The organism is Kitasatospora sp. NPDC092286 (genome assembly GCF_044755565.1).
Classification (GTDB): Bacteria; Actinomycetota; Actinomycetes; order Streptomycetales; family Streptomycetaceae; genus Kitasatospora.
In genome coordinates this window covers 46042-65446 of record NZ_JBIVRD010000047.1, presented here as the reverse complement: position 1 = coordinate 65446, position 19405 = coordinate 46042, and the positions used below count along the sequence as shown (strand labels likewise).

Genomic DNA, 19405 nt, shown 5'->3' with positions numbered 1-19405 from the left:
TGAAGGACAAACGCGTCCTGGCGCTGGTCAAGGCGTTCCTGAAGGCCGGGATCCTCACGGAACTCGGCGAACACCGGGACACGATGACCGGCACGCCGCAGGGCGGCATCCTGTCTCCGTTGCTGGCCAACATCGCCTTGAGCGTGCTCGACGAGCGCGTGATGGGGCCGTGGAAGCCGGGCGGGGCGATGTCGACCCCCGGCAAGCGCGACTACCGGCGTTCCAAGGGGCGGCCGACGTGGCGGCTGGTCCGCTACGCGGACGACTTCGTCATCTTGGTGCACGGTTCGCGCGAGCACGTCGAAGCGCTACGCGAAGACGTCGCCGTCGCATTGGCTCCGCTCGGGTTGCGGCTGTCACCGGCCAAGACCCAAGTGGTCCACCTGGGCGACGGGTTCGACTTCCTCGGCTTCCGCATCCGGTGGAAGCGCAAGAGGGGGACGGACAAGTGGTACGTCTACACCTTCATCGCGGTCCGGCCCGTCCGGTCGCTGAAGGCGAAGATCCGTGCCCTGACACACAGGACATCGCAGCAGGACTTCGCGTCCGTGCTGGTCAGGCTTGCCCAGATCATGCGCGGATGGGCCAACTACTTCCGACATGCCGTGGCGAAGTGGACCTTCAGTAAACTGGACGCTTTCACCTGGTGGAGGCTGGTCCACATGCTGAGGGCGCGTCACGGCTGGAATTGGGGACAGGTCCGCCGACACCTCGCCGCCTCCGGGCGATGGGTGATCGCGGCCGACGGGGTGGAGTACTTCCGGATCCAGGGTGTGACGGTCTCCCGCTACACCTTCCGGGGGAACAAGATCCCGTCCCCATGGCCTCCTACCCCGCCTGACGGCAGGAACCGTGGAGAGCCCGTTGCGCTGAGAGGCGCACGGCGGGTTCGGAGAGCGGTCCGGGGAAACGGACCGGGAGCAATCCCGGCACCGCGCCCCGGGCCGACTCACCAATCGGATCTGGCGGATCCTGGCCCGGCGGAGCAGGGCGTTGAAGTGCCGGGTGAGCGTGGCCCCTTCGATGGGGGCGCCGTTGGGCCGTGTGAAGACGTAGCCACTGTCCTTCCAGCCTGTCCCCGCCGCTTCGCGTTCCTGGCACTGCTGGTCGCGGTGCTGTTCGAGTGAGCGCAGGCATGGCGTAGGCAGGGCGATGCGCCGCTCAGAGCTTTGGGTCTTGGTGGGCAGGGCGGTCAGGCCGCCACTGTTGGTGCGCTGCAAGGTACGGCGGATGCTGGCGGTGCCGCCTGCCAGGTCGAGGTCTTCCCAGCGTAGGCCGAGGAGTTCGCCCTTGCGGAGCCCGGTGCGCAGGGCGAGTTCGAACAGTGCGTGCAGACGGTGGCCGTGGGTGGCAGCGAGTAATGCGCGGGCTTCCTGGGTGGTGCGGGGTTCGAAGCGGCGGGGCCTCAGGGTGCCCATACGGACGTTGCGGGCGACGTTGCGCGGGATCTCCTCCTCGCGGACGGCGGTCGAAAATGTGCACCAACTTCGGCGACAAGAAGGCTGGTTGAAACTCGCACGGGTAGGTGGTCCACTCGCACCCGCCGCGCTCCGGCCGCAAGTAGACCTCCCCGGACTCGGTGCCCATGTAGACACTGTGAACGCCCCGGTGGGCCATGTCCCGAACGATCTCACCGAGCTGGGGGGCGTACAGGGGGCCGTTGGGGGGGTTCCGCCGTGCCACGTCCACTCCTTTCATAGTCGCTGTGCGCTATCTAGTGGCTTGGCTCGCATCGTTAGCCGGGCATCGGCCCCACGCCGGCCGCGATAGCGTGGTGGGCCGGGACAGAGCCGGGGCTAGAGGGGCGACATGGCAAGGATGGATTTGCGGTTCGCCGTTTACCTTCCGCACCCGGCCGAGCGCCACGCTCCGGTGGCCGCGGTGGTGGCAGAGGCGACCGGGGACGACGTGCCGATGCTGGCCTTGTTGCAGGCCCGGGCGCGCGGTGGTTCGGCGCGCGAATGGGCGGACCGCATCTGTCGGACGCTTTGTAGTGAGCGCAGCTTGGTGATCACCGCGAAGGTATCCGGTGAAGCCGTCGGGTACGCGAATGCGGCGTTTCTGCCTGGGCACGCTGAGGACGGTGCCCCGGCGGGCTACTACCTGACCGGTGTCACGGTGGATCCTGACTGGCGACGTCGTGGCATAGCGAGGCTGCTGACCCGGCGGCGCATGGATTGGATCTGGCAACGGGATTCGGCAGTATGGTGCTTCATCTCCGCCAAGAACCGCGCCTCGCTCGACCTGCACCGGGAACTCGGATTCGACCAGGTGACGGTCGGTGCCTCCTTCCAGGGCATTGAGTTCGCCGGTGGTGAGGGGTGGCTTTTGCGAGCAGACCCACCGCAACCGTGACGGGGCGGATGCTGGACCCCCGACGGCACTCAAACCCGCCAGGGCCATTGGCCCAACAGCGGCAGTTGGTGGCTCGTCATGCAACGTTGACTGGGTATTCCGTCCACCTGACCTGCATGCTGCGCGACCTCTGACGGCACGGCCCGGCCTGACCGCAGCGGGCCCTCGCCGAGGCGGCGAGGGCCCGTGCACCGCGGCGGGAACCGATCTGAATCGCGCCGGCCATACGGCCCGATCTCGCTCGGGGCACGCGCCTGATGGGGAATCATCTATGCCATGGCAAAAGACAGTTTCCTCCCCCCGTCCGGCACCCGCGACTTCCTCGCCGTGGAGTCCGACGCCCGCGAACGGGCGTTCGCCACAGTCCGAGAGGTGTTCGGCCGGTACGGCTTCCAGCCCCTCCAGACGCCCGCCTTCGAGCGGCTGGAAGTACTGACGGGCAAGTACGGCGACGAGGGCGACAAGCTTGTGTTCAAGATCCTTCGCCGCGGTGAACACGAGGCCGGCGGGGAGGCGGATCTGGCCCTGCGGTACGACCACACCGTCCCCCTTGCCCGGGTGGTGGCGGCCTACGGCAGCCAACTGCCGGTGCCGTACAAGCGGTATGCACTGGCCCCGGTATGGAGGGCCGACCGACCGGGCAGGGGCCGGTTCCGCGAGTTCGTCCAGTGCGACCTGGACGTGGTGGGAACAGCCTCCCCCCTCGCGGATGCCGAGGTGGTCTCGGCGTTGCACGAAGCACTGGAACGGCTCGGCGTCCCGGAGTTCCGGTTCCTGGTGAACAGCCGAAAGACGCTCGCCGGGCTGCTGGAGGTGTACGGGGTCCCGGCCGACCAGGGGGGCGGGGTACTGATCACCCTGGACAAGCTCGACAAGCTCTCGCCCGACGAGGTGGTCCGGGAGCTCGTGGCCGATCGCGGTGTGCCCGGGACGACCGCTCACGGGCTTGTGGACGACCTCACCGCCCCGGATGCCACGGACCGGATCCGGAAGGAGCTGAAGGGCAGCGCGACCGGCCAGGAAGGACTGGCCGAGGTGGACCGGCTGCTCTCCCTGCTCTCCGGGACCGTCCCGCCCGAACGCATCGTGTTCGCGCCCAGCCTGGTTCGCGGGCTGGACTACTACACGGGCGTCATCTACGAGGTGACGGCACCCGGCATGCCCGGCTCGATCGCCTCCGGCGGCCGGTACGACGGACTCATCGGGCGGATGTCCGGCAGCGACACACCCGCGTGCGGCGGCTCGCTGGGTATCGAACGGATTCTGCCACTGCTGTCCTCCGCCGCTCAGCAGCCGGCACCCGCACTGGACGTTGCCGTGACCGTGCTCGGTGAGGCCCTGGCCGACGACGCGTTCCGCATGGCTGCCGCCATCCGCCGCACCGGACAGCGCACGGGTGTCTACCTGGGGTCGAGCGGGAAGCTGGCCCGGCAGATGAAGTGGGCCGCAGACCAGGGCGCCCGGTTCTGCCTGATCTACGGCGAGCGGGAGCGGGAGGCCGGAGAGGTGATCGTCCGGGACATGGCCTCGGGCGAGCAGACGACGCACCCCGTTGACCAGGTGGCGGAACACTTCGCCCGGTAGACGGACACGACGGTGCCCCGCCCCCGAACGATCCGGGAACGGGGCACCGTGCTCACGACGCCTACTCGTCCAGGTACAGGACGGCGGTGATGGTCTTCTTGCAGGTGTCGCAGTGCATCGGCGCCTCGATCGACGCCAGGTCGCACTCGATCGTGGTCAACCGGTCGATGACTCCGGTCTCACGCTCCTTGCGCCAAGCCACCTCCCAGCGCTCGGTGTTGGCGGTCAGGGCGGCGACGTAGCCCGTCGTCATCCCGTAGAACCCGCGCACACCGTGCGCCTTCATGTAGCGCCAATTGAACTTCAGCGACTCGACGACGATGGGGTACGGGTGGAGGCCGACGACCCGCGCCCAGTTCTCCGCCACGTCCTCGATGTCCAGCCGCTCGGCCTTCTCGTCCAGGCGCTCCCACTCGCCCGACACGTCGTAGTCGGCGAGGACCTGCGACAGCAGCCGCGCCGAGTGCTTCAGGTTCGCCTTCTTCGCGGTGAACGCCGCGTCCACGGCGAACAGGTTGCCCTCCGTATCCTCCTTACGGGCGGTCCCGATGGCGCGCTTGAGTTCGGTGGACAACGCCGACTCGTTGCACAGGCTGTCGCCGAAGCTCAGCCACGGATCCGGGAACCCACGCTCCGCCGTGACGGCGAAGATCCGGTCGCCTTGCTGACCCATAGGGGTACCTCCAGCTCTCGGTGTCACTGTTCCGGCTGCTGGTTGCCAGCCGGCTGTGCGCTGCGCGACCCGCTCCGAGGCGGATTCCCGCCCACAGACCTCGGAGCGAGGCCTGTGGGCGGCCCGTCCGTCTCGCCGGGGTGTCCGTGACGAAACGGGACCGCTCCCGCGCGGGTGGCAGGACGGCCCTTCCGCGGCCGTGCGAGTGGTCAGGGGGGCCGGTCGCAGTCAGCGAGGTTCTCGCTGCGCAGGATGTCCGGCCTCCCCCGGAGGGACCCTCCGCTTCTTGCAGTTGACGCACCCGCAGCACGCCAAAATGGCCGCACGTTGCAAGCTCTCGAACTCACCAGGGCCGTCAATTCGTTGTGCGGCTCGGTAGTCACCCAAGGGGGTCCAGTCCGGCGGAATCGTCCCAACGGCCGATCGAGGCGGTACTCCTGTGACGCTCCGGGTCGCTCTTCGCGTCGCCATGTATCCCGCTCCTCTCCCTGTTGGAAGCAAGAGCGTGACTCATCTGGCGACCAGTCAGACAGGGGGTAGCCACGCGGGGTAGCCGGCAAACTACGCGGTGGTGGCCTCAACCTCCGCCATGAGAAGGCGCAGTGTCAGCGAGTGCTTTTCAGGTGGCAGTGCGTCCAACGCCGAACGCGCATAAGCGATTCCACCCGTCCGGTCGCCGGCCTGTGCCAGCATGAGCCCCTTATGCATCTCAAGGTGCGTCCGAAAGCGCGGAAGGCTCTCGGGCAGTAGTCTGCCTGCCTGCTCCTGGGCCTCCAGGGCCCGCCGCTCCTCGCCGAGCCGCGCCAACAGCAGCGAGCAGAAGACGTTCATACGCCACTCTGGTACTGCATAGTCGGACTTCTCGTTGGCCGGACTGGCCACCTTCTCGAACACGCGCCAGCCGTCGTCCATCAGAACCAACGCACCCCGATGATCACCCCGAATCGCTGCCGCATGAGCCTTACCCATGAGGGCATTGAGACGCCCGAGAGACGGCCGGGGAGAAAGAGCCAGCGCCTGGTCGGCCAGCTGGTCGGCGACTGCAAGGGACGCACCTTCGTAACCCAGCGCGATGGCCGCTCGGCCCCGCGTCCACACCCGCGCAGACACATCGTCCGAGCGATCCGCCATAGTGGCAGCCACCCGATACCAATTGCCCGCTCGGGCCCCGTCGCTGCCGGGAAACGTCTTGGCGTAGAGGGTGGCCAACTTTGCTGCTACGTCCCACATGCCAGGTCGTTCAAGCTGCTGCTGGAGTACTACCAGGTCCCCCGCAAGACGGCGCTGGATCTCGTCGGCCCCGGCGGACATGTAGTCCCGGCCGTACGTGATCAAGCGCCCCTGCCAAGCGTCCACGCTCGGCCCCCGGCGCAGCGCCGAGGCGAAGCCATGGTGCAGGAGGTCAGCGGCCGTTCCAGGCGCTATCGCCGTCGCCGCTGCCGTCGTCAAGAATGATCGTCTGTCCACGTCCGCCATCTCAAGTGTGGTCAGAGGAACTTGCAAGGCAGTAGCCAACGCAGGTAGCCACTTCTTCGGGGTCCTCGCCCCGTTCTCCCAGCGACTGATATCCGCGCGCCTGAACTTCTGACCCGTGATCACTTCCAGCCGATTCACAAGGCCGTTCTGCGACATGCCAAGCGCGGCGCGCAGTTCCTTGATCAGAGCACCGATCGGGGTAGGTGGCATGGATGCAGGGTACGCCCCGCCTCTTGACAACAGGGAGCGATCAACCCAGCGCCAACGCGCGCTGGCGCGAGGCATCGCTCGTCGCCGCCGTCCGGGCCGGCGAGTTCGGCACCGTCCGACCCACCAACACAGAAGGGTCCCCGCCCTGACCACCCGCTGAGGGAGGACAGGGCAGGGTCCCCTGTGATGCCGGCGAGGACGATCGTCAGACGCGCGGCGCGCCATTCTGCCCATTGATACCGCGAACCTGCGCGGTCAGGGCGGCGAGCGCATCAAAGAAGTCGCACTCGGGGCGGACGGTCGGCCGGTCTCGGGGCCGAAGTGGCCGGCCTGGCGGGCGATCCAGGCGTATTCGGCGGTGCCGTCGGGGAGTTGGCGCAGTTCCCAGCGGCCGTGGCGGGTGATCGGGGGCGGTGGCGGGGTGGCTGCCCGTTCGCCGGGGTGCGGCATCCGCAGGGTCGCGAGGACGCCGAGGACGACGGTGGCGATCGCGAGGGCGAGGAGGGCCACGAACGCCGCGCCGATCAGGAAGTTGACGGTGCCGGGTGTCATCGGCGGATCCCGGTCACGCGGGTGCCGAGGTGGGCGGCGAGGCCGTGGAGCAGTTCCTCGGCCTGTTCGCGGGTGAGCGGGAAAGCCAGCTGCTCCCCCGGTCCGGCGGCCACGTCGAGGTCGACGGCGAGGCGGAGCTGGACGGTGGCGTCGGGGACGTGTTCGACGGTGACGTAGGGGACGGTAGTGCGCTCGACGTGGGCCGGCTGGGTGGAGCTGGTGGCGAGGGGGATCACGACTCCCACGGGTCACCGCCCCGCCCGGCTTCGCGGAGCAGGTGGAGGAGGTTGAGGAGCGTGCTGACGGGCGCGTTGCCGAAGTCGATCAGGACGCGGCCGTCGACGGTGCCGTTGTGGGTGGTGGCGGAGCCCCAGAGGATGCCGTGGGGGCGGCCTCGCTCGCGGAGTTCGCCGAGGAGGGCGGTGACCTGGGCGTCGGTGTAGTCGCGCATCCGGGGGTCGTCCGGGGCGAGGGGCCGGTGGCGGGCGTTCACGCGGCCGCGTCCAGCTCGAACCATACGATTTTACCGTTCTTGCGGGGCGTGGTGCCGAAGCGGTGGGTGAGCTCGCGGACCAGGTGCAGGCCCCGGCCGGACTGCGCGTACGGGTCGGTGGGTTCGTGCGGCTCGGGCAGCACGGGGTTGTCGTCGCTGACGCAGACGCGCAGGCTGCGGCCTTCGAGGAGGAGGATGACGACGGTCGGCGCGGGGCTCCCGCCGTGCTTCCAGGCGTTGAAGTACAGCTCATGGAGGGCGAGTTCGGCGTCGTAGATGGCGTCGTCCGGCCATCCGGCGAGGGACATCGCGTCACTCAGCTCCGCACGGGCGGCGGACCAGTCGGGGATTTCGGGCAGGCTGAAGGCACACATGAGGGGAACCTCCGTGAGGGTGCGGGTGTGGGGTTCGTCGTTCACCGGCGGAAACATCGCCGTGAGCCAGGCCAGAACGGGACTGGTGACGCCACGCATGGCTGCTCTGCGGTGCGGGGGCAGCAGGCGCCTACTGCCCGGGAAACAGGCGTTACTGACGATCCGTCGGACCGACCGTGAGATAGACCATAACGCACGAGCGCTTAAATTTAAGCCCGATGCGAGAAGGTTCCCTCTCAGGGGGGATGCTGGCCATACGAGGCGACACTCCGGCACCAAATAGACCCATTCGCGAGCAGCGCGGCACACTGGCCTCAGCACCCGCAGAGAGGACACCATGGCCCTTCGCCCCAACCCAACCCTTCGTCAGCGCCGCCTCGGCGCCGAACTGCGGAGGATGCGAGAGCAGGCCGGCTTCGGAGGCAGCCACCTCGCCCGCACGCTCGGTGTGACCCCTGCCCAGGTGACTCAGATGGAGAACGGGAAGACCGGCGTCAGCGTGGAGCGTCTGCGCGCGATCACCGCGGCCTGCAGGTGCGCCAATGGACCCCTGGTCGACGCACTCGCCGACATGATCGGGGAACGAGGAAAGGGCTGGTGGGAGGAGTACCGCCACAGCTTGACCACCGACCTGCTTGACGTGGCGGAGATTGAGGGCCACGCCCAAAGAATCTTCACCTACACGATCACCTTCGTTCCTGGGCTGCTCCAAACCCCTGCATACGCAACCTCCGTGTTCACCCGCGCGATCCCGCCCCTGCCGCGCTCCGATGTCGACCTCAGGATGGCCTTCCGCATTCAGAGGCAGCACATCATCCGATCGGGCGCGACGCCCTACACGGCATTCGTCCACGAGGCCGCACTCCGCATGCAGTTCAGCGGACCACGGGTTCTCGCTGCGCAGCTCGGCGCTCTCATCCAGGACTCCGAGAGCCCCGGCATCTCAGTTCGAGTTGTGCCGTTCGATATCGAGTCGCTGCCTGGCCCCAGCGAGAACTTCACCTACATCGAGGGCCCTGTCCCCGAGCTGGACACGGTGCAGATTGACACCAGCTTCGATTGCCAGCTCTTCGACGCTCCCGCCCAACTGTCAAGTTACCGCGAGATCCTCGCCCGAATGGCATCCGTAGCCCTCTCGGAAGAAGACTCACGAGACTTCATCCAATCCATCAAGAAAGAGATAGTGAGCAAACATGGGTAGCCCCGCATGGCAGAAGTCCAGCTACAGCGGCGCAAACAACGCCTGTGTCGAGGTGCGTACGGTCGACGGGCTGATCGAACTCCGCGAGTCGGACAGCGGTGACATCATCGTCCGCACCACCCCCGTCAAGTTCACCACGTTCCTCCAGGGCGCCAAGGCGGGCGAGTTCGACCACCATGCCAGCCCCACCACCTGACCCAGACCGACCAGCAACACACCTCACGACCCGGGGCTGAAATGTCCAACACCAACTGGCAGAAGTCCAGCTACTGCGCCTCGAACGACGAGTGCGTCGAGGTACGTACCGCCAACGGGCTGGTCGAACTCCGCGAGTCCGACACCGACGGCATCATCGTCCGCACCACCCCGACCAAGTTCGCCACGTTCCTCCAGGGCGCCAAGGCCGGCGAGTTCGACCACCACGCCAACTCCACCGCCTGATAGCCCATGGCGGCCCTCGCTCACCCGAGCGAGGGCCGCCATGCATCAGGCAGCAGGCGTCGGCCCGCAGCGCCGTCCGGAATGTCGAGCGGCGGCCGGTCACGGCACCTCGGGGAGCAGCGGAGGCCGCAGGCGCAGCAGAAGATGCCGTTCGCCGCGAGCGCGGGGCTTCCGGTTCCGACTGATCGTCACATCCCTTGTCCGCCCCCTTGTTTGACCTCCATCTGCCCTGGGCAGGCGTTGGAACAGACAAGGGGGCGGTGACATGTTCACACACTTGCAAAGATGTAACAGTACGTAACAAGTAGGAAATCCAAGCATTCGGCGGCTCCAGGGCCTCTCGGCCACCTCGGAGCCCCTCTCCAGCCCCTCCACTGTCCGATATCCGGACACCTGAGTTCGGCGCCAGTGCGGCGGACAGGCATGTCCGATTATCGAACAAGCCAGTAGTCACAAGCATTTCTGGGCCTTACAGTCGGCTACTGTCGAGTAGATCCCCGGCAGTTCCGGGTCGATCGAGCCAGAACGACCACATAATGAGACAGCTGCTCTGTGTGCTCATAACAAGAGAATCACAGCCTCGCCACATCACTGCCCGAGTAGCCCAGAGGCATCTAGAGTCACGGCCAGTCACCGCGCCACCGGATTGGGCCAGGCCCATCGCGCACCCCGGCTCCCGCCACTCAGGCGCGGCGCCTTCCTGAACCGAAGGGGACCCTCGTGCGTCATCGTTCAGCAGTTGTCGTGAGCATTGCCGTGATCGGCGCTCTCAGCCTCAGCGCCTGCGGCTCCCGCGACGATAAGAAGTCCGGTGACGGCAACAACACCGGCGGGGCCACCACCACCGTCACCATCGGCATCGACGCCCCGCTCACCGGCGACCTCTCCGCCCTCGGCCTCGGCATCAGGAACTCCGCCGAACTCGCCGTCAAGCAGGCCAACGAGAAGAACGAAGTCCCCGGCGTCACGTTCCAGATCAAGGCCCTCGACGACACCGGCAAGCCCGGCCCCGGCCAGCAGAACGCCACCCAGCTGGTCGCCGACAAGAGCGTCGTCGGCGTCGTCGGACCGCTCAACTCCAGCGTCGCCCAGTCGATGCAGCAGATCTTCAACGACGCCAACCTGGTCGAGGTCTCCCCCGCCAACACCGGCGTCGCCCTCAGCCAGGGCGAGAACTGGGCCACCGGCACGAAGGTCCGCCCCTTCAAGTCCTACTTCCGCACCGCCACCACCGACGCCGTCCAGGGCCCCTTCGCCGCCCAGTTCCTGGTCAACGACGCCAAGAAGACCAAGGTCTTCCTCATCGACGACCAGAAGACCTACGGCGCCGGCCTCGCCGCCACCTTCAAGGGCGAATTCACCAAGCTCAAGGGCACCATCGTCGGCGAGGAGCACGTCAACCCCGACGACCGCGACTTCTCCGCCATCGCCACCAAGGTCAAGAGCTCCGGCGCCGAAGCCGTCTACTACGGCGGCGAATACCCCGCCGCCGGCCCCCTCTCCCTCCAGCTCAAGGAAGCCGGCGTCAACATCCCCCTGATGGGCGGCGACGGCATCCAGAGCGGCGACTTCATCAAGCTCAACCCCAAGAGCCAGGGCGACTACGCCACCGCCGTCGGCCTCCCCGTCGACCAGCTCCCCACCGCCGCCAAGTTCATCGCCGACTACAAGGCCGCCGGCTACAAGGACGCCTACGAGACCTACGGCGGCTACGCCTACGACAGCAGCTGGGCCATCATCCAGGGCGTCAAGAACGTCGTGACCGCCAACGGCGGCAAGCTCCCCGCCAACCCCCGCGCCAAGGTCGTCGAAGCCGTCCAGAAGGTCACCTTCGACGGCGTCACCGGCAAGGTCTCCTTCGACGAGTTCGGCGACACCACCAACAAGCAGCTCACCGTCTACACCGTCAAGGACGGCAAGTGGGCCGTGGAGAAGTCCGGCACCTTCAACGGCTGAGCCTGACCAACCGTCAAGCCGCCCACCACACACAGGAACAACCCGCGCGGGGGCACCACCAGTGCCCCCGCGCGCACCCACATCCCACCACCCACGCGGACCCACGCGACACGCACAACGGAGGCCCAGCGGTGCACGATCTACCGCAACAGCTGGCCAACGGCCTGATCCTCGGCGCCCTCTACGGGCTCGTCGCGATCGGCTACACGATGGTCTACGGCATCGTCCAGCTCATCAACTTCGCCCACGGCGAGATCGTCATGGTCGGCGGCTTCGGCGCCCTGACCGCCTACCTCGCCCTCCCCGGCGGCACCACACTCTGGCTGGCCCTACCGCTGATGCTGCTCACCGGCATCCTGGTCTCCACGCTCACCGCCGTCGCCGCCGAGCGCTTCGCCTACCGGCCGCTGCGCACCGCACCCCGACTCGCCCCGCTGATCACCGCGATCGGCCTGTCGATCGTCCTCCAGCAACTCGTCTTCTCCTTCTACCCCGACGCCAAGAAGGCCCGGGTCTTCCCCAAGATCCCCGGCGACCCCTTCGAACTCGGCTCCGTCACCATCCAGCGCAGCGACATCTTCCTGATCATCGCCGCCCCGCTCTGCATGCTCGCCCTCGGCTGGTTCGTCACCCGCACCCGCTCCGGCCGCGCCATGCAGGCCACCAGCCAGGACCCCGACACCGCCAAGCTCATGGGCATCGACACCGACCGGATCATCGTCATGGCCTTCGCCATCGGCGCCGCCTTCGCCGCCGTCGCCGCCGTCGCCTACGGACTGCGCAGCGGCCAGGTCGACTTCCGGATGGGCTTCATCCTCGGCCTCAAGGCCTTCACCGCCGCCGTCCTCGGCGGCATCGGCAACATCTACGGCGCCATGCTCGGCGGCCTCGCCCTCGGCCTCGCCGAAAGCCTCGCCACCGGCTACATCCAGCACCTCCCCGGCATGCACCTCTTCGGAGGCGGCGCCTGGAAGGACGTCTGGGCCTTCGTACTCCTCATCGTCGTCCTGCTCGTCCGACCCCAGGGCCTGCTCGGCGAGCGCGTCGCGGACAGGGCGTGACCACCATGACCACCACCCCGGGCACCGAGACCACCCCGGTCATCCCGCTCCCCGCCCGCGCCGCCGCCCTCCTCACCGGCCTCGGCGCCACCACCACCGCCGCCTCCGCCCTGATGTCCTGGACCTGGACCTCCGACTTCCCCGGCGACCTCACCTACTACGGCTCCCCCGCCGGCCTCCAATGGCTCGCCCTCACCGGCGGCCTGCTCACCCTCGCCCTGCTGCTCGCCACCCACGGCACCCCCGGCCTGCGCTGGGCCGCCCCCGCCCGCAGCCACAACGCCGTCCTCCTCGCCGCCGTCGGCGCCTTCGCCGTCAGCTGGTTCTCCGTCATCGCCATCGCGGCCCACCTCGGCGGCCTCGCCAACCTCGACCCCGGCGGCTGGGTCGCCGCCCTCGGCTCCCTGCTCGCCCTCGCCGGCAGCCTCGCCCTCCCCCTCGACCGGCGCGACCGGGTACCGCTGCGCCTCCTCGACCGCAGGCTCTTCCTGCTCGTCCCCGCCGCCCCGATCGCCTGGTTCGGCGCCCACGCCGTCCCCGGCGACAAGCCGGTCGCCCCCGTCCTCACCGCCCTCGCCGGCGCCCTGCTGATCGCCGCCGGTCTCGTCGTCCTCATCCAGCTCGGCCACCTCGCCCACACCTGGCTGCGCCCGGGCACCGTCCGGCGCCCGCTCCCCGCCGCCCGTGAACTCCCCTCCTGGGCCGAGGTGCTGCTCATCGTCGCCGCCTTCGCGGTCGGCCTGTTCGCGATCACCTTCGGCATCGACACCGAGTACGGCGAACTGTTCACCGGCTACCTGCTGCTGGCCGCCGGCGTGGTCGCCGCGCTCGGCAAGGCCGGCCTGCTGGCCCGGCTGCGCGCGCTCACCGTCAAGCACCGCCCGGTCACCACCGGCGCCGCCTTCGCCGCCGCCGCCGGCTTCCCGTTCACCCAGACCAGCGACCAGTACACCTCCGTCGCCGCCAACATCCTGATCTTCGCCACCGTCGCCCTCGGCCTGAACATCGTCGTCGGCCTGGCCGGCCTGCTCGACCTCGGGTACGTCGCCTTCCTCGGCGTCGGCGCCTACGCCGCCGCCCTGGTCTCCGGCTCCCCCGCCTCGCCGATCCACGTCCAGTTCCCGTTCTGGGCCGCCATGCTGACCGGCGCCGCCGTCTCCATGGTCTTCGGCGTCCTCATCGGCGCCCCCACCCTGCGGCTGCGCGGCGACTACCTCGCCATCGTCACCCTCGGCTTCGGCGAGATCTTCCGCATCACCATGCTCAACCTCAACGGCACCACCGGACCCAAGGTCACCAACGGCTCCAACGGCATCCCGCGCATCCCCGACCTGGAGATCTTCGGCTTCGACCTGGGCAAGCCGCACACCGTCGCCGGCGTCGAACTCGGCCGGTTCTCCAACTACTACCTGCTGATGCTGCTGGTCACCGCCTTCGTCGTGCTCGTCTTCGCCCGGGTCGGCAACTCCCGGATCGGCCGCGCCTGGGTCGCCATCCGCGAGGACGAGACCGCCGCCGAGGCCATGGGCATCAACGGCTTCCGGCTCAAGCTGCTCGCCTTCGCCCTCGGCGCCTGCCTGGCCGGCCTCGCCGGCACCGTCCAGGCCCACGTCAGCTACACCGTCACCCCCGACCAGTACACCTTCGCCGAAGCCCTGCCGCCGAACTCCGCCTTCCTGCTCGCCGCCGTCATCCTCGGCGGCATGGGCACCATCAGCGGCCCGCTGGCCGGCGCCACCCTGCTCTTCCTCATCCCCAAGAAGCTCGAATTCCTCTCCAACTACCAGCTGCTCGCCTTCGGCATCGCGCTCATCGTGCTGATGCGGGTCCGCCCCGAGGGCCTCATCCCCAACCGGCGGCGGCAGCTGGAGTTCCACGAGGCCGACATCCCGGCGCAGGCGTCCGGCGACGCGGTCGCACTCACCAAGGCAGGGGCGTGACCAGCCAGATGACCACCACCGACGCCCCCGCCGCGGCCGGTACTCCGGCCGCCCCCGCCAAGCCGCTGCTGGAGGTCTCCGGCGTCACCATGCGCTTCGGCGGCCTCACCGCCGTCAACAACGTCTCCCTCACCGTCGGCGAAGGCGAGATCATCGGCCTCATCGGCCCCAACGGCGCCGGCAAGACCACCTTCTTCAACTGCCTCACCGGCCTCTACGTCCCCACCGAGGGCCGGGTCGCGTACCGGGGCACCGTGCTCCCGCCCAAACCCCACCTGGTCACCCAGGCGGGCATCGCCCGCACCTTCCAGAACATCCGGCTCTTCGCCAACATGACCGTCCTGGAGAACGTCCTGGTCGGCCGACACACCAGGACCCGCGAGGGCCTGTTCTCCGCCATCCTGCGCGGCCCCGGCTACCACCGCGCCGAGGCCGAGAGCCGGGCCCGGGCCATGGAGCTGCTGGAGTTCACCGGGCTGGCCGACAAGGCCGAACACCTCGCCCGCAACCTCCCCTACGGCGAGCAGCGGAAGCTGGAGATCGCCCGGGCCCTCGCCTCCGACCCCGGGCTGCTGCTGCTCGACGAGCCGACCGCCGGCATGAACCCGCAGGAGACCCGGGCCGCCGAGGAACTCGTCTTCGCCATCCGCGACCAGGGCATCTCCGTCCTCGTCATCGAGCACGACATGCGGTTCATCTTCAACCTCTGCGACCGCACCGCCGTACTCGTCCAGGGGCAGAAGATCGTCGAGGGCGACCGCGAAACCGTCCAGAGCGACGAACGCGTCATCACCGCCTACCTCGGCGCCCCGCTCGAAGGCACCACCGCCGCTACGGAGACCGACCAGTGACCGCACTCCTCGACGTCCAGGACCTCCGCGTCGCCTACGGCAAGATCGAAGCCGTCAAGGGCATCAGCTTCACCGTCAACCAGGGCGAGGTCACCACCCTGATCGGCACCAACGGCGCCGGCAAGACCACCACCCTGCGCACCCTGTCCGGGCTGCTCAAGCCCACCGGCGGGACGATCACCTTCGACGGGCAGGACCTCACCGCCGTCCCCGCCCACAAGATCGTCGCCCTCGGCCTCGCCCACTCCCCCGAAGGCCGGCACATCTTCCCCCGCATGACCATCGAGGAGAACCTCCTCCTCGGCGCCTTCCTGCGCAGCGACACCGCCGGCATCACGGCCGACGTCGAACGCGCCTACGGCCTCTTCCCCATCCTCGGCGAACGGCGCGGGCAGGCCGCGGGCACGCTCTCCGGCGGCGAACAGCAGATGCTCGCCATGGGGCGGGCGCTGATGTCCCGGCCCAAACTGCTGATGCTGGACGAGCCGTCGATGGGCCTCTCGCCGCTGATGATGCAGAAGATCATGGCGACGATCGTGGAGCTGAAGGCCTCCGGCACCACCATCCTGCTGGTCGAACAGAACGCCCAGGCGGCGCTCTCGCTCTCCGACCACGGCTATGTGATGGAGACCGGCCGGATCGTCCTCAAGGGCACGGGGGCGGACCTGCTGCACGACGAGTCCGTGCGGAAGGCCTACCTCGGCGAGGACTGAGCACCACGACGCGCCAGGGCCCGGCAGGCGTACCTGCCGGGCCCTGGACCTGTCTCAGCCCTCGGACCCGGCCTCCTCGGCCTTCTTCTTGTCCTGGGCCTCGCCCTCCTCGATCACGGCCTCGGCGACCGCCGCCATCGTCATCCGGCGGTCCATCGAGGTCTTCTGGATCCACCGGAACGCGGCCGGCTCGTTCAGGCCGAACTTCGTCTGCAGCACGCTCTTCGCCCGGTCCACCAGCTTCCGGGTCTCCAGCCGCTGGGTGAGATCCGCGATCTCCTCCTCCAGCGTCCGCATCTCGGTGTACCGGGAGACGGCCATCTCGATCGCGGGCACCAGGTCGCTCTTGCTGAACGGCTTCACGATGTACGCCATCGCGCCCGCGTCCCGCGCCCGGTCCACCAGCTCCCGCTGCGAGAACGCCGTCAGCATGAGGACCGGCGCCAGGTGCGCCTCGTGGATCCGCTCGGCCGCCGAGAGGCCGTCCAGCACGGGCATCTTCACGTCCAGGATCGCCAGATCCGGGCGGAGCTCCTCGACCAGCCGGAACGCCGTCTCGCCGTCACCGGCCTCGCCGACGACGGTGTACCCCTCCTCTTCGAGCATCTCCTTCAGGTCGAGGCGGATCAGCGCCTCGTCCTCGGCGATCACAATTCGGGTGATCTGGGGCATTTCGGTCTCAAGCGGCTCGGGCTGCTCGTCGGCGGTGCTCACGGGGCTCCTCGTTCCGGCGGGGTACTGCATGCACGAGGGTACCTAGACACGGTATGTTTGAACTCAAGCAGGGTCGGGGGCAACCTTCGAATCTGCGGATGCCCCGGTAGCCCAGAGGTGAGAGGCACGGCGCTCAAACCGCCGACAGCGTGGGTTCGAATCCCACCCGGGGTACTTTCCTTCGGTTCGAAGGTGACAGAGGTCGGCCCTACGGTTGGCGATCTTCACCACTTCGAATGAGCTCGTGAGCGTTCTTCAGCGCTCTCCGCCCACGGGGCGCAGGCTCGACCGCATGTACGACATGGCCACACGGCAGCGAGCCGTCCAGCTCCACGCATCCGGGCTGACCTTCAGCCAGGTGAGCCGCGCAACCGGCATCTCACGCTTCGCGATCCGCGCGTGGACGGCCGGTACGACGCCGAGCCCACGGATGACCGCCGAGTGTCCGCTCCGCCACCACAAGCTGGACCCGTCATGTCCCCGCGCCGACTACGCCTACCTGCTAGGCCTCTACCTCGGCGACGGCTGCATCAGCGAGGGCCGCCGCGGAGTCCACGCCCTCCGCATAGCCTGCGGCGACGCCTGGCCCGGACTCATCGACGAGTGCGCACGGGCCATCGCCGCCGTCATGCCACACAACAAGGTCCGGCGCGTCCGCGCCACCGGTTACACCAGTGTCGTCAGTACCAGCAAGCACTGGCCCTGCCTCTTCCCCCAGCACGGCCCCGGCCCGAAGCACCTGCGCCGGATCGCCCTGGAACCCTGGCAGCAGGCCATCATCGACGCCCACCCATGGGAGTTCCTGCGCGGCCTGATCCACTCCGACGGCTGCCGCATCACCAACTGGACCACCCGCACCGTCGGTGGCGTCCCGAGGCGGTACGAGTACCCGCGCTACTTCTTCACCAACACCTCGACCGACATCATCCGCCTCTTCACCGACACCCTCGACGCCGTCGGCGTGCGGTGGAAGGCCGTCGCCCGTCCCGGTGGCGCCGTCAACGTCTCCGTCGCCCGCAAGCCCTGCGTCGCCCTCATGGACGCCCGCATCGGGCCCAAGTACTGACGGGGGCGCGGCCCCGCCCCCGGGGGAGGGAGGCCGCGCCGGCGTCAGGGGCGGTCAGGTGTCCAGCGTCCCCACGTGGTGGACGCGGACGAGGTTGGTGGAGCCGGTGAGGCCGGGCGGGGAGCCGGCCGTGATGACGACGATGTCGCCCTTCTGGCAGCGGCCCAGGGAGAGGAGGGCCGCGTCGACCTGCTCGACCATCTCGTCGGTGGTGGGGGCGAACGGGCCGAGGAAGGTCTCCACGCCCCAGGTGAGGGCGAGTTGGCTGCGGACGGCGGGTTCGTAGGTGAAGGCGAGGACGGGAATGGGCGAGCGGTAGCGGGTGAGACGGCGGGCGGTGTCGCCGGACTGGGTGAAGGCGACGAGGTACTTGGCGCCCAGGAAGTCGCCGATCTCGGCCGCCGCGCGGGCCACCGCGCCGCCCTGGGTGCGGGGCTTGCTGCCCGCGGTGAGCGGGGGGAGGCCGACGGCGAGGACGTCCTGTTCGGCGGCCTCGATGATCCGGCCCATGGTCTTGACCGTCTCGACCGGGAACTTGCCGACCGAGGTCTCACCCGAGAGCATCACCGCGTCGGTGCCGTCGAGGACGGCGTTGGCGACGTCGGAGGCCTCGGCCCGGGTGGGGCGGGAGGTGTTGATCATCGAGTCGAGCATCTGGGTGGCGACGATGACCGGCTTGGCGTTGCGCCGGGCCAGCTTGACGGCGCGTTTCTGAACCATCGGGACCTGTTCGAGGGGCATCTCCACGCCCAGGTCGCCGCGGGCCACCATGATGCCGTCGAAGGCGTCCACGATGGATTCCAGGTTCTCGACCGCCTGCGGTTTCTCCACCTTGGCGATGACCGGGACGAAGCGCCCCTCCTCCGCCATCACCCGGTGGACGTCCTCGATGTCGCGGCCGCTGCGGACGAAGGAGAGCGCGATCAGGTCGGCACCGGCCCGCAGGCCCCAGCGCAGGTCGGCGACGTCCTTGTCGCTGAGCGCGGGTACGGAGACGGCGACGCCGGGGAGGTTGAGGCCCTTGTGGTCGGAGACCAGGCCGCCCTCGATGACGATGCAGTGGACGCGCGGCCCGTCGACGTGGGTGACCTCCAGGGTGACCCGGCCGTCGTCGACGAGGATCCGCTCACCGCGCGACACGTCCGCGGCGAGGCCCGGATAGGTGGTGCCGCAGATGTCCTTGTCCCCCACGACGCCGTTGTCGGTGGAGATGGTGAACTCGTCGCCGCGTTCGAGAAGTACGGGCCCGTCCGCGAAGGTGTCGAGCCGGATCTTCGGGCCTTGAAGGTCGACGAGCACGCCGACACTGCGGCCCGTCTCGTCGGCGGCCTTGCGGACCCGGTGGTACCGCTCCTCGTGCTCAGCGTGGGAGCCGTGGCTCAGATTGAATCGGGCGATGTCCATCCCGGCGTCGACCAGGGACTTGATCTGGTCGTACGAGTCGGTGGCGGGCCCGAGAGTACAGACGATTTTTGCTCGGCGCATACTGCTGAGGGTAGGCATTACCCGCGCGTAACAACGACGTTCGCCCGGTCAGCGGGATGACCTTTGCCGGAAGGTGAGTTGAACAATCTGACACATCCTCGGACCGGTGTGCGACCCGGGGTGGCGTCACGGCCGGCGAACCCTCCGTCGATGCGATTCCGTGAAGGGGTGTTCACCTCCGGTTCATCGTGACTTCGGCCGCCGCTCGCGGCCCGGCGGGACGCTCGTCACCCGGGTGGACACCCGGGCGACGGATCGGA

General features: G+C 68.6%; 19 protein-coding genes, 1 tRNA gene and 2 pseudogenes. 13 read left to right on the top strand and 9 right to left on the bottom strand.

The window, feature by feature from the left end; all coding sequences use genetic code 11:
* Positions 1-83: 83 nt before the first annotated feature.
* Positions 84-641, top strand: a pseudogene (locus tag ACIQIB_RS33730) (reverse transcriptase domain-containing protein); the annotation flags it as partial.
* Between the two features lie 315 nt (positions 642-956).
* Here ACIQIB_RS33730 and ACIQIB_RS33725 read toward each other — a convergent pair.
* Positions 957-1466 (bottom strand): annotated as a pseudogene (locus ACIQIB_RS33725) (site-specific integrase); the annotation flags it as partial.
* Between the two features lie 343 nt (positions 1467-1809).
* Between ACIQIB_RS33725 and ACIQIB_RS33720 the strand changes: the two are divergent.
* Positions 1810-2355 (top strand): GNAT family N-acetyltransferase, encoded by a 546-nt coding sequence (locus ACIQIB_RS33720; RefSeq protein ID WP_400762681.1) that lies wholly within the window; start codon positions 1810-1812, stop codon positions 2353-2355.
* Between the two features lie 276 nt (positions 2356-2631).
* The gene (gene hisS / locus ACIQIB_RS33715; RefSeq protein WP_400762679.1) at positions 2632-3939 is read left to right on the top strand and encodes a histidine--tRNA ligase; all 1308 of its coding nucleotides are present in this window, start codon (positions 2632-2634) and stop codon (positions 3937-3939) included.
* Positions 3940-4000: 61 nt separating this feature from the next.
* Here the strand turns inward: hisS and ACIQIB_RS33710 are convergent, their stop codons facing one another.
* The 6 genes from ACIQIB_RS33710 to ACIQIB_RS33685 all read right to left on the bottom strand — a co-directional run bounded on the left by ACIQIB_RS33710 (position 4001) and on the right by ACIQIB_RS33685 (position 7717).
* Complete coding sequence (locus ACIQIB_RS33710; protein ID WP_400762678.1) at positions 4001-4612, bottom strand: hypothetical protein; 612 nt, start codon at positions 4610-4612, stop codon at positions 4001-4003.
* Positions 4613-5173: 561 nt separating this feature from the next.
* Positions 5174-6298, bottom strand: coding sequence for a helix-turn-helix domain-containing protein (locus ACIQIB_RS33705; RefSeq protein WP_400762676.1), 1125 nt, complete (start codon positions 6296-6298; stop codon positions 5174-5176).
* Positions 6299-6553: 255 nt separating this feature from the next.
* Positions 6554-6850 (bottom strand): hypothetical protein, encoded by a 297-nt coding sequence (locus tag ACIQIB_RS33700; RefSeq protein ID WP_400762674.1) that lies wholly within the window; start codon positions 6848-6850, stop codon positions 6554-6556.
* Positions 6847-7086, bottom strand: a complete 240-nt coding sequence (locus tag ACIQIB_RS33695) for a hypothetical protein (protein WP_400762672.1) — start codon at positions 7084-7086, stop codon at positions 6847-6849. Before ACIQIB_RS33695 ends, ACIQIB_RS33700 begins: the two co-directional genes overlap by 4 nt.
* Positions 7083-7343: a hypothetical protein gene (locus tag ACIQIB_RS33690; RefSeq protein ID WP_400762670.1), complete on the bottom strand. Its 261-nt coding sequence runs from the start codon at positions 7341-7343 to the stop codon at positions 7083-7085. The genes ACIQIB_RS33695 and ACIQIB_RS33690 overlap by 4 nt, the downstream gene beginning before the upstream one ends.
* On the bottom strand, positions 7340-7717 hold the full coding sequence (locus tag ACIQIB_RS33685; RefSeq protein WP_400762668.1) for an ATP-binding protein: 378 nt from the start codon (positions 7715-7717) through the stop codon (positions 7340-7342). Before ACIQIB_RS33685 ends, ACIQIB_RS33690 begins: the two co-directional genes overlap by 4 nt.
* Positions 7718-8054: 337 nt before the next feature.
* Between ACIQIB_RS33685 and ACIQIB_RS33680 the strand changes: the two genes are divergently transcribed.
* The 8 genes from ACIQIB_RS33680 to ACIQIB_RS33645 all read left to right on the top strand — a co-directional run bounded on the left by ACIQIB_RS33680 (position 8055) and on the right by ACIQIB_RS33645 (position 15880).
* Positions 8055-8918: a helix-turn-helix domain-containing protein gene (locus ACIQIB_RS33680; protein ID WP_400656726.1), complete on the top strand. Its 864-nt coding sequence runs from the start codon at positions 8055-8057 to the stop codon at positions 8916-8918.
* Complete coding sequence (locus ACIQIB_RS33675; RefSeq protein ID WP_400762666.1) at positions 8911-9114, top strand: DUF397 domain-containing protein; 204 nt, start codon at positions 8911-8913, stop codon at positions 9112-9114. The genes ACIQIB_RS33680 and ACIQIB_RS33675 overlap by 8 nt, the downstream gene beginning before the upstream one ends.
* A 41-nt stretch (positions 9115-9155) precedes the next feature.
* On the top strand, positions 9156-9359 hold the full coding sequence (locus ACIQIB_RS33670; protein WP_400762664.1) for a DUF397 domain-containing protein: 204 nt from the start codon (positions 9156-9158) through the stop codon (positions 9357-9359).
* 720 nt (positions 9360-10079) lie between these two features.
* Positions 10080-11315, top strand: a complete 1236-nt coding sequence (locus tag ACIQIB_RS33665; protein ID WP_363607378.1) for a branched-chain amino acid ABC transporter substrate-binding protein — start codon at positions 10080-10082, stop codon at positions 11313-11315.
* 131 nt (positions 11316-11446) lie between these two features.
* Positions 11447-12376 carry a branched-chain amino acid ABC transporter permease gene (locus ACIQIB_RS33660; RefSeq protein WP_363607377.1) on the top strand — a complete coding sequence of 310 codons (930 nt, stop codon included), beginning with the start codon at positions 11447-11449 and terminating at the stop codon, positions 12374-12376.
* 5 nt (positions 12377-12381) lie between these two features.
* A complete protein-coding gene (locus ACIQIB_RS33655) occupies positions 12382-14316 on the top strand; it encodes a branched-chain amino acid ABC transporter permease (RefSeq protein WP_400762662.1) in 1935 nt (644 codons plus the stop codon).
* A gap of 8 nt (positions 14317-14324) precedes the next feature.
* Positions 14325-15167, top strand: a complete 843-nt coding sequence (locus ACIQIB_RS33650; protein ID WP_400656738.1) for an ABC transporter ATP-binding protein — start codon at positions 14325-14327, stop codon at positions 15165-15167.
* A complete protein-coding gene (locus ACIQIB_RS33645) occupies positions 15164-15880 on the top strand; it encodes an ABC transporter ATP-binding protein (protein ID WP_400762660.1) in 717 nt (238 codons plus the stop codon). Before ACIQIB_RS33650 ends, ACIQIB_RS33645 begins: the two co-directional genes overlap by 4 nt.
* Positions 15881-15934: 54 nt before the next feature.
* Here the strand turns inward: ACIQIB_RS33645 and ACIQIB_RS33640 are convergent, their stop codons facing one another.
* Positions 15935-16594, bottom strand: a complete 660-nt coding sequence (locus tag ACIQIB_RS33640; protein WP_400656714.1) for an ANTAR domain-containing response regulator — start codon at positions 16592-16594, stop codon at positions 15935-15937.
* A 100-nt stretch (positions 16595-16694) separates the two neighbouring features.
* On the opposite strand from ACIQIB_RS33640, the gene ACIQIB_RS33635 reads away from it, so the two are divergent.
* Together ACIQIB_RS33635 and ACIQIB_RS33630 are read left to right on the top strand one after the other, a co-directional pair.
* Positions 16695-16768 (top strand) — tRNA-Leu (locus tag ACIQIB_RS33635).
* A gap of 118 nt (positions 16769-16886) precedes the next feature.
* Entirely contained in the window at positions 16887-17660 is a 774-nt protein-coding gene (locus ACIQIB_RS33630; protein WP_400762685.1) for a transcriptional regulator, read from the top strand.
* A gap of 54 nt (positions 17661-17714) precedes the next feature.
* Here the strand turns inward: ACIQIB_RS33630 and pyk are convergent, their stop codons facing one another.
* The gene (gene pyk, locus ACIQIB_RS33625; protein WP_363607373.1) at positions 17715-19145 is read right to left on the bottom strand and encodes a pyruvate kinase; all 1431 of its coding nucleotides are present in this window, start codon (positions 19143-19145) and stop codon (positions 17715-17717) included.
* Positions 19146-19405 lie beyond the last annotated feature (260 nt).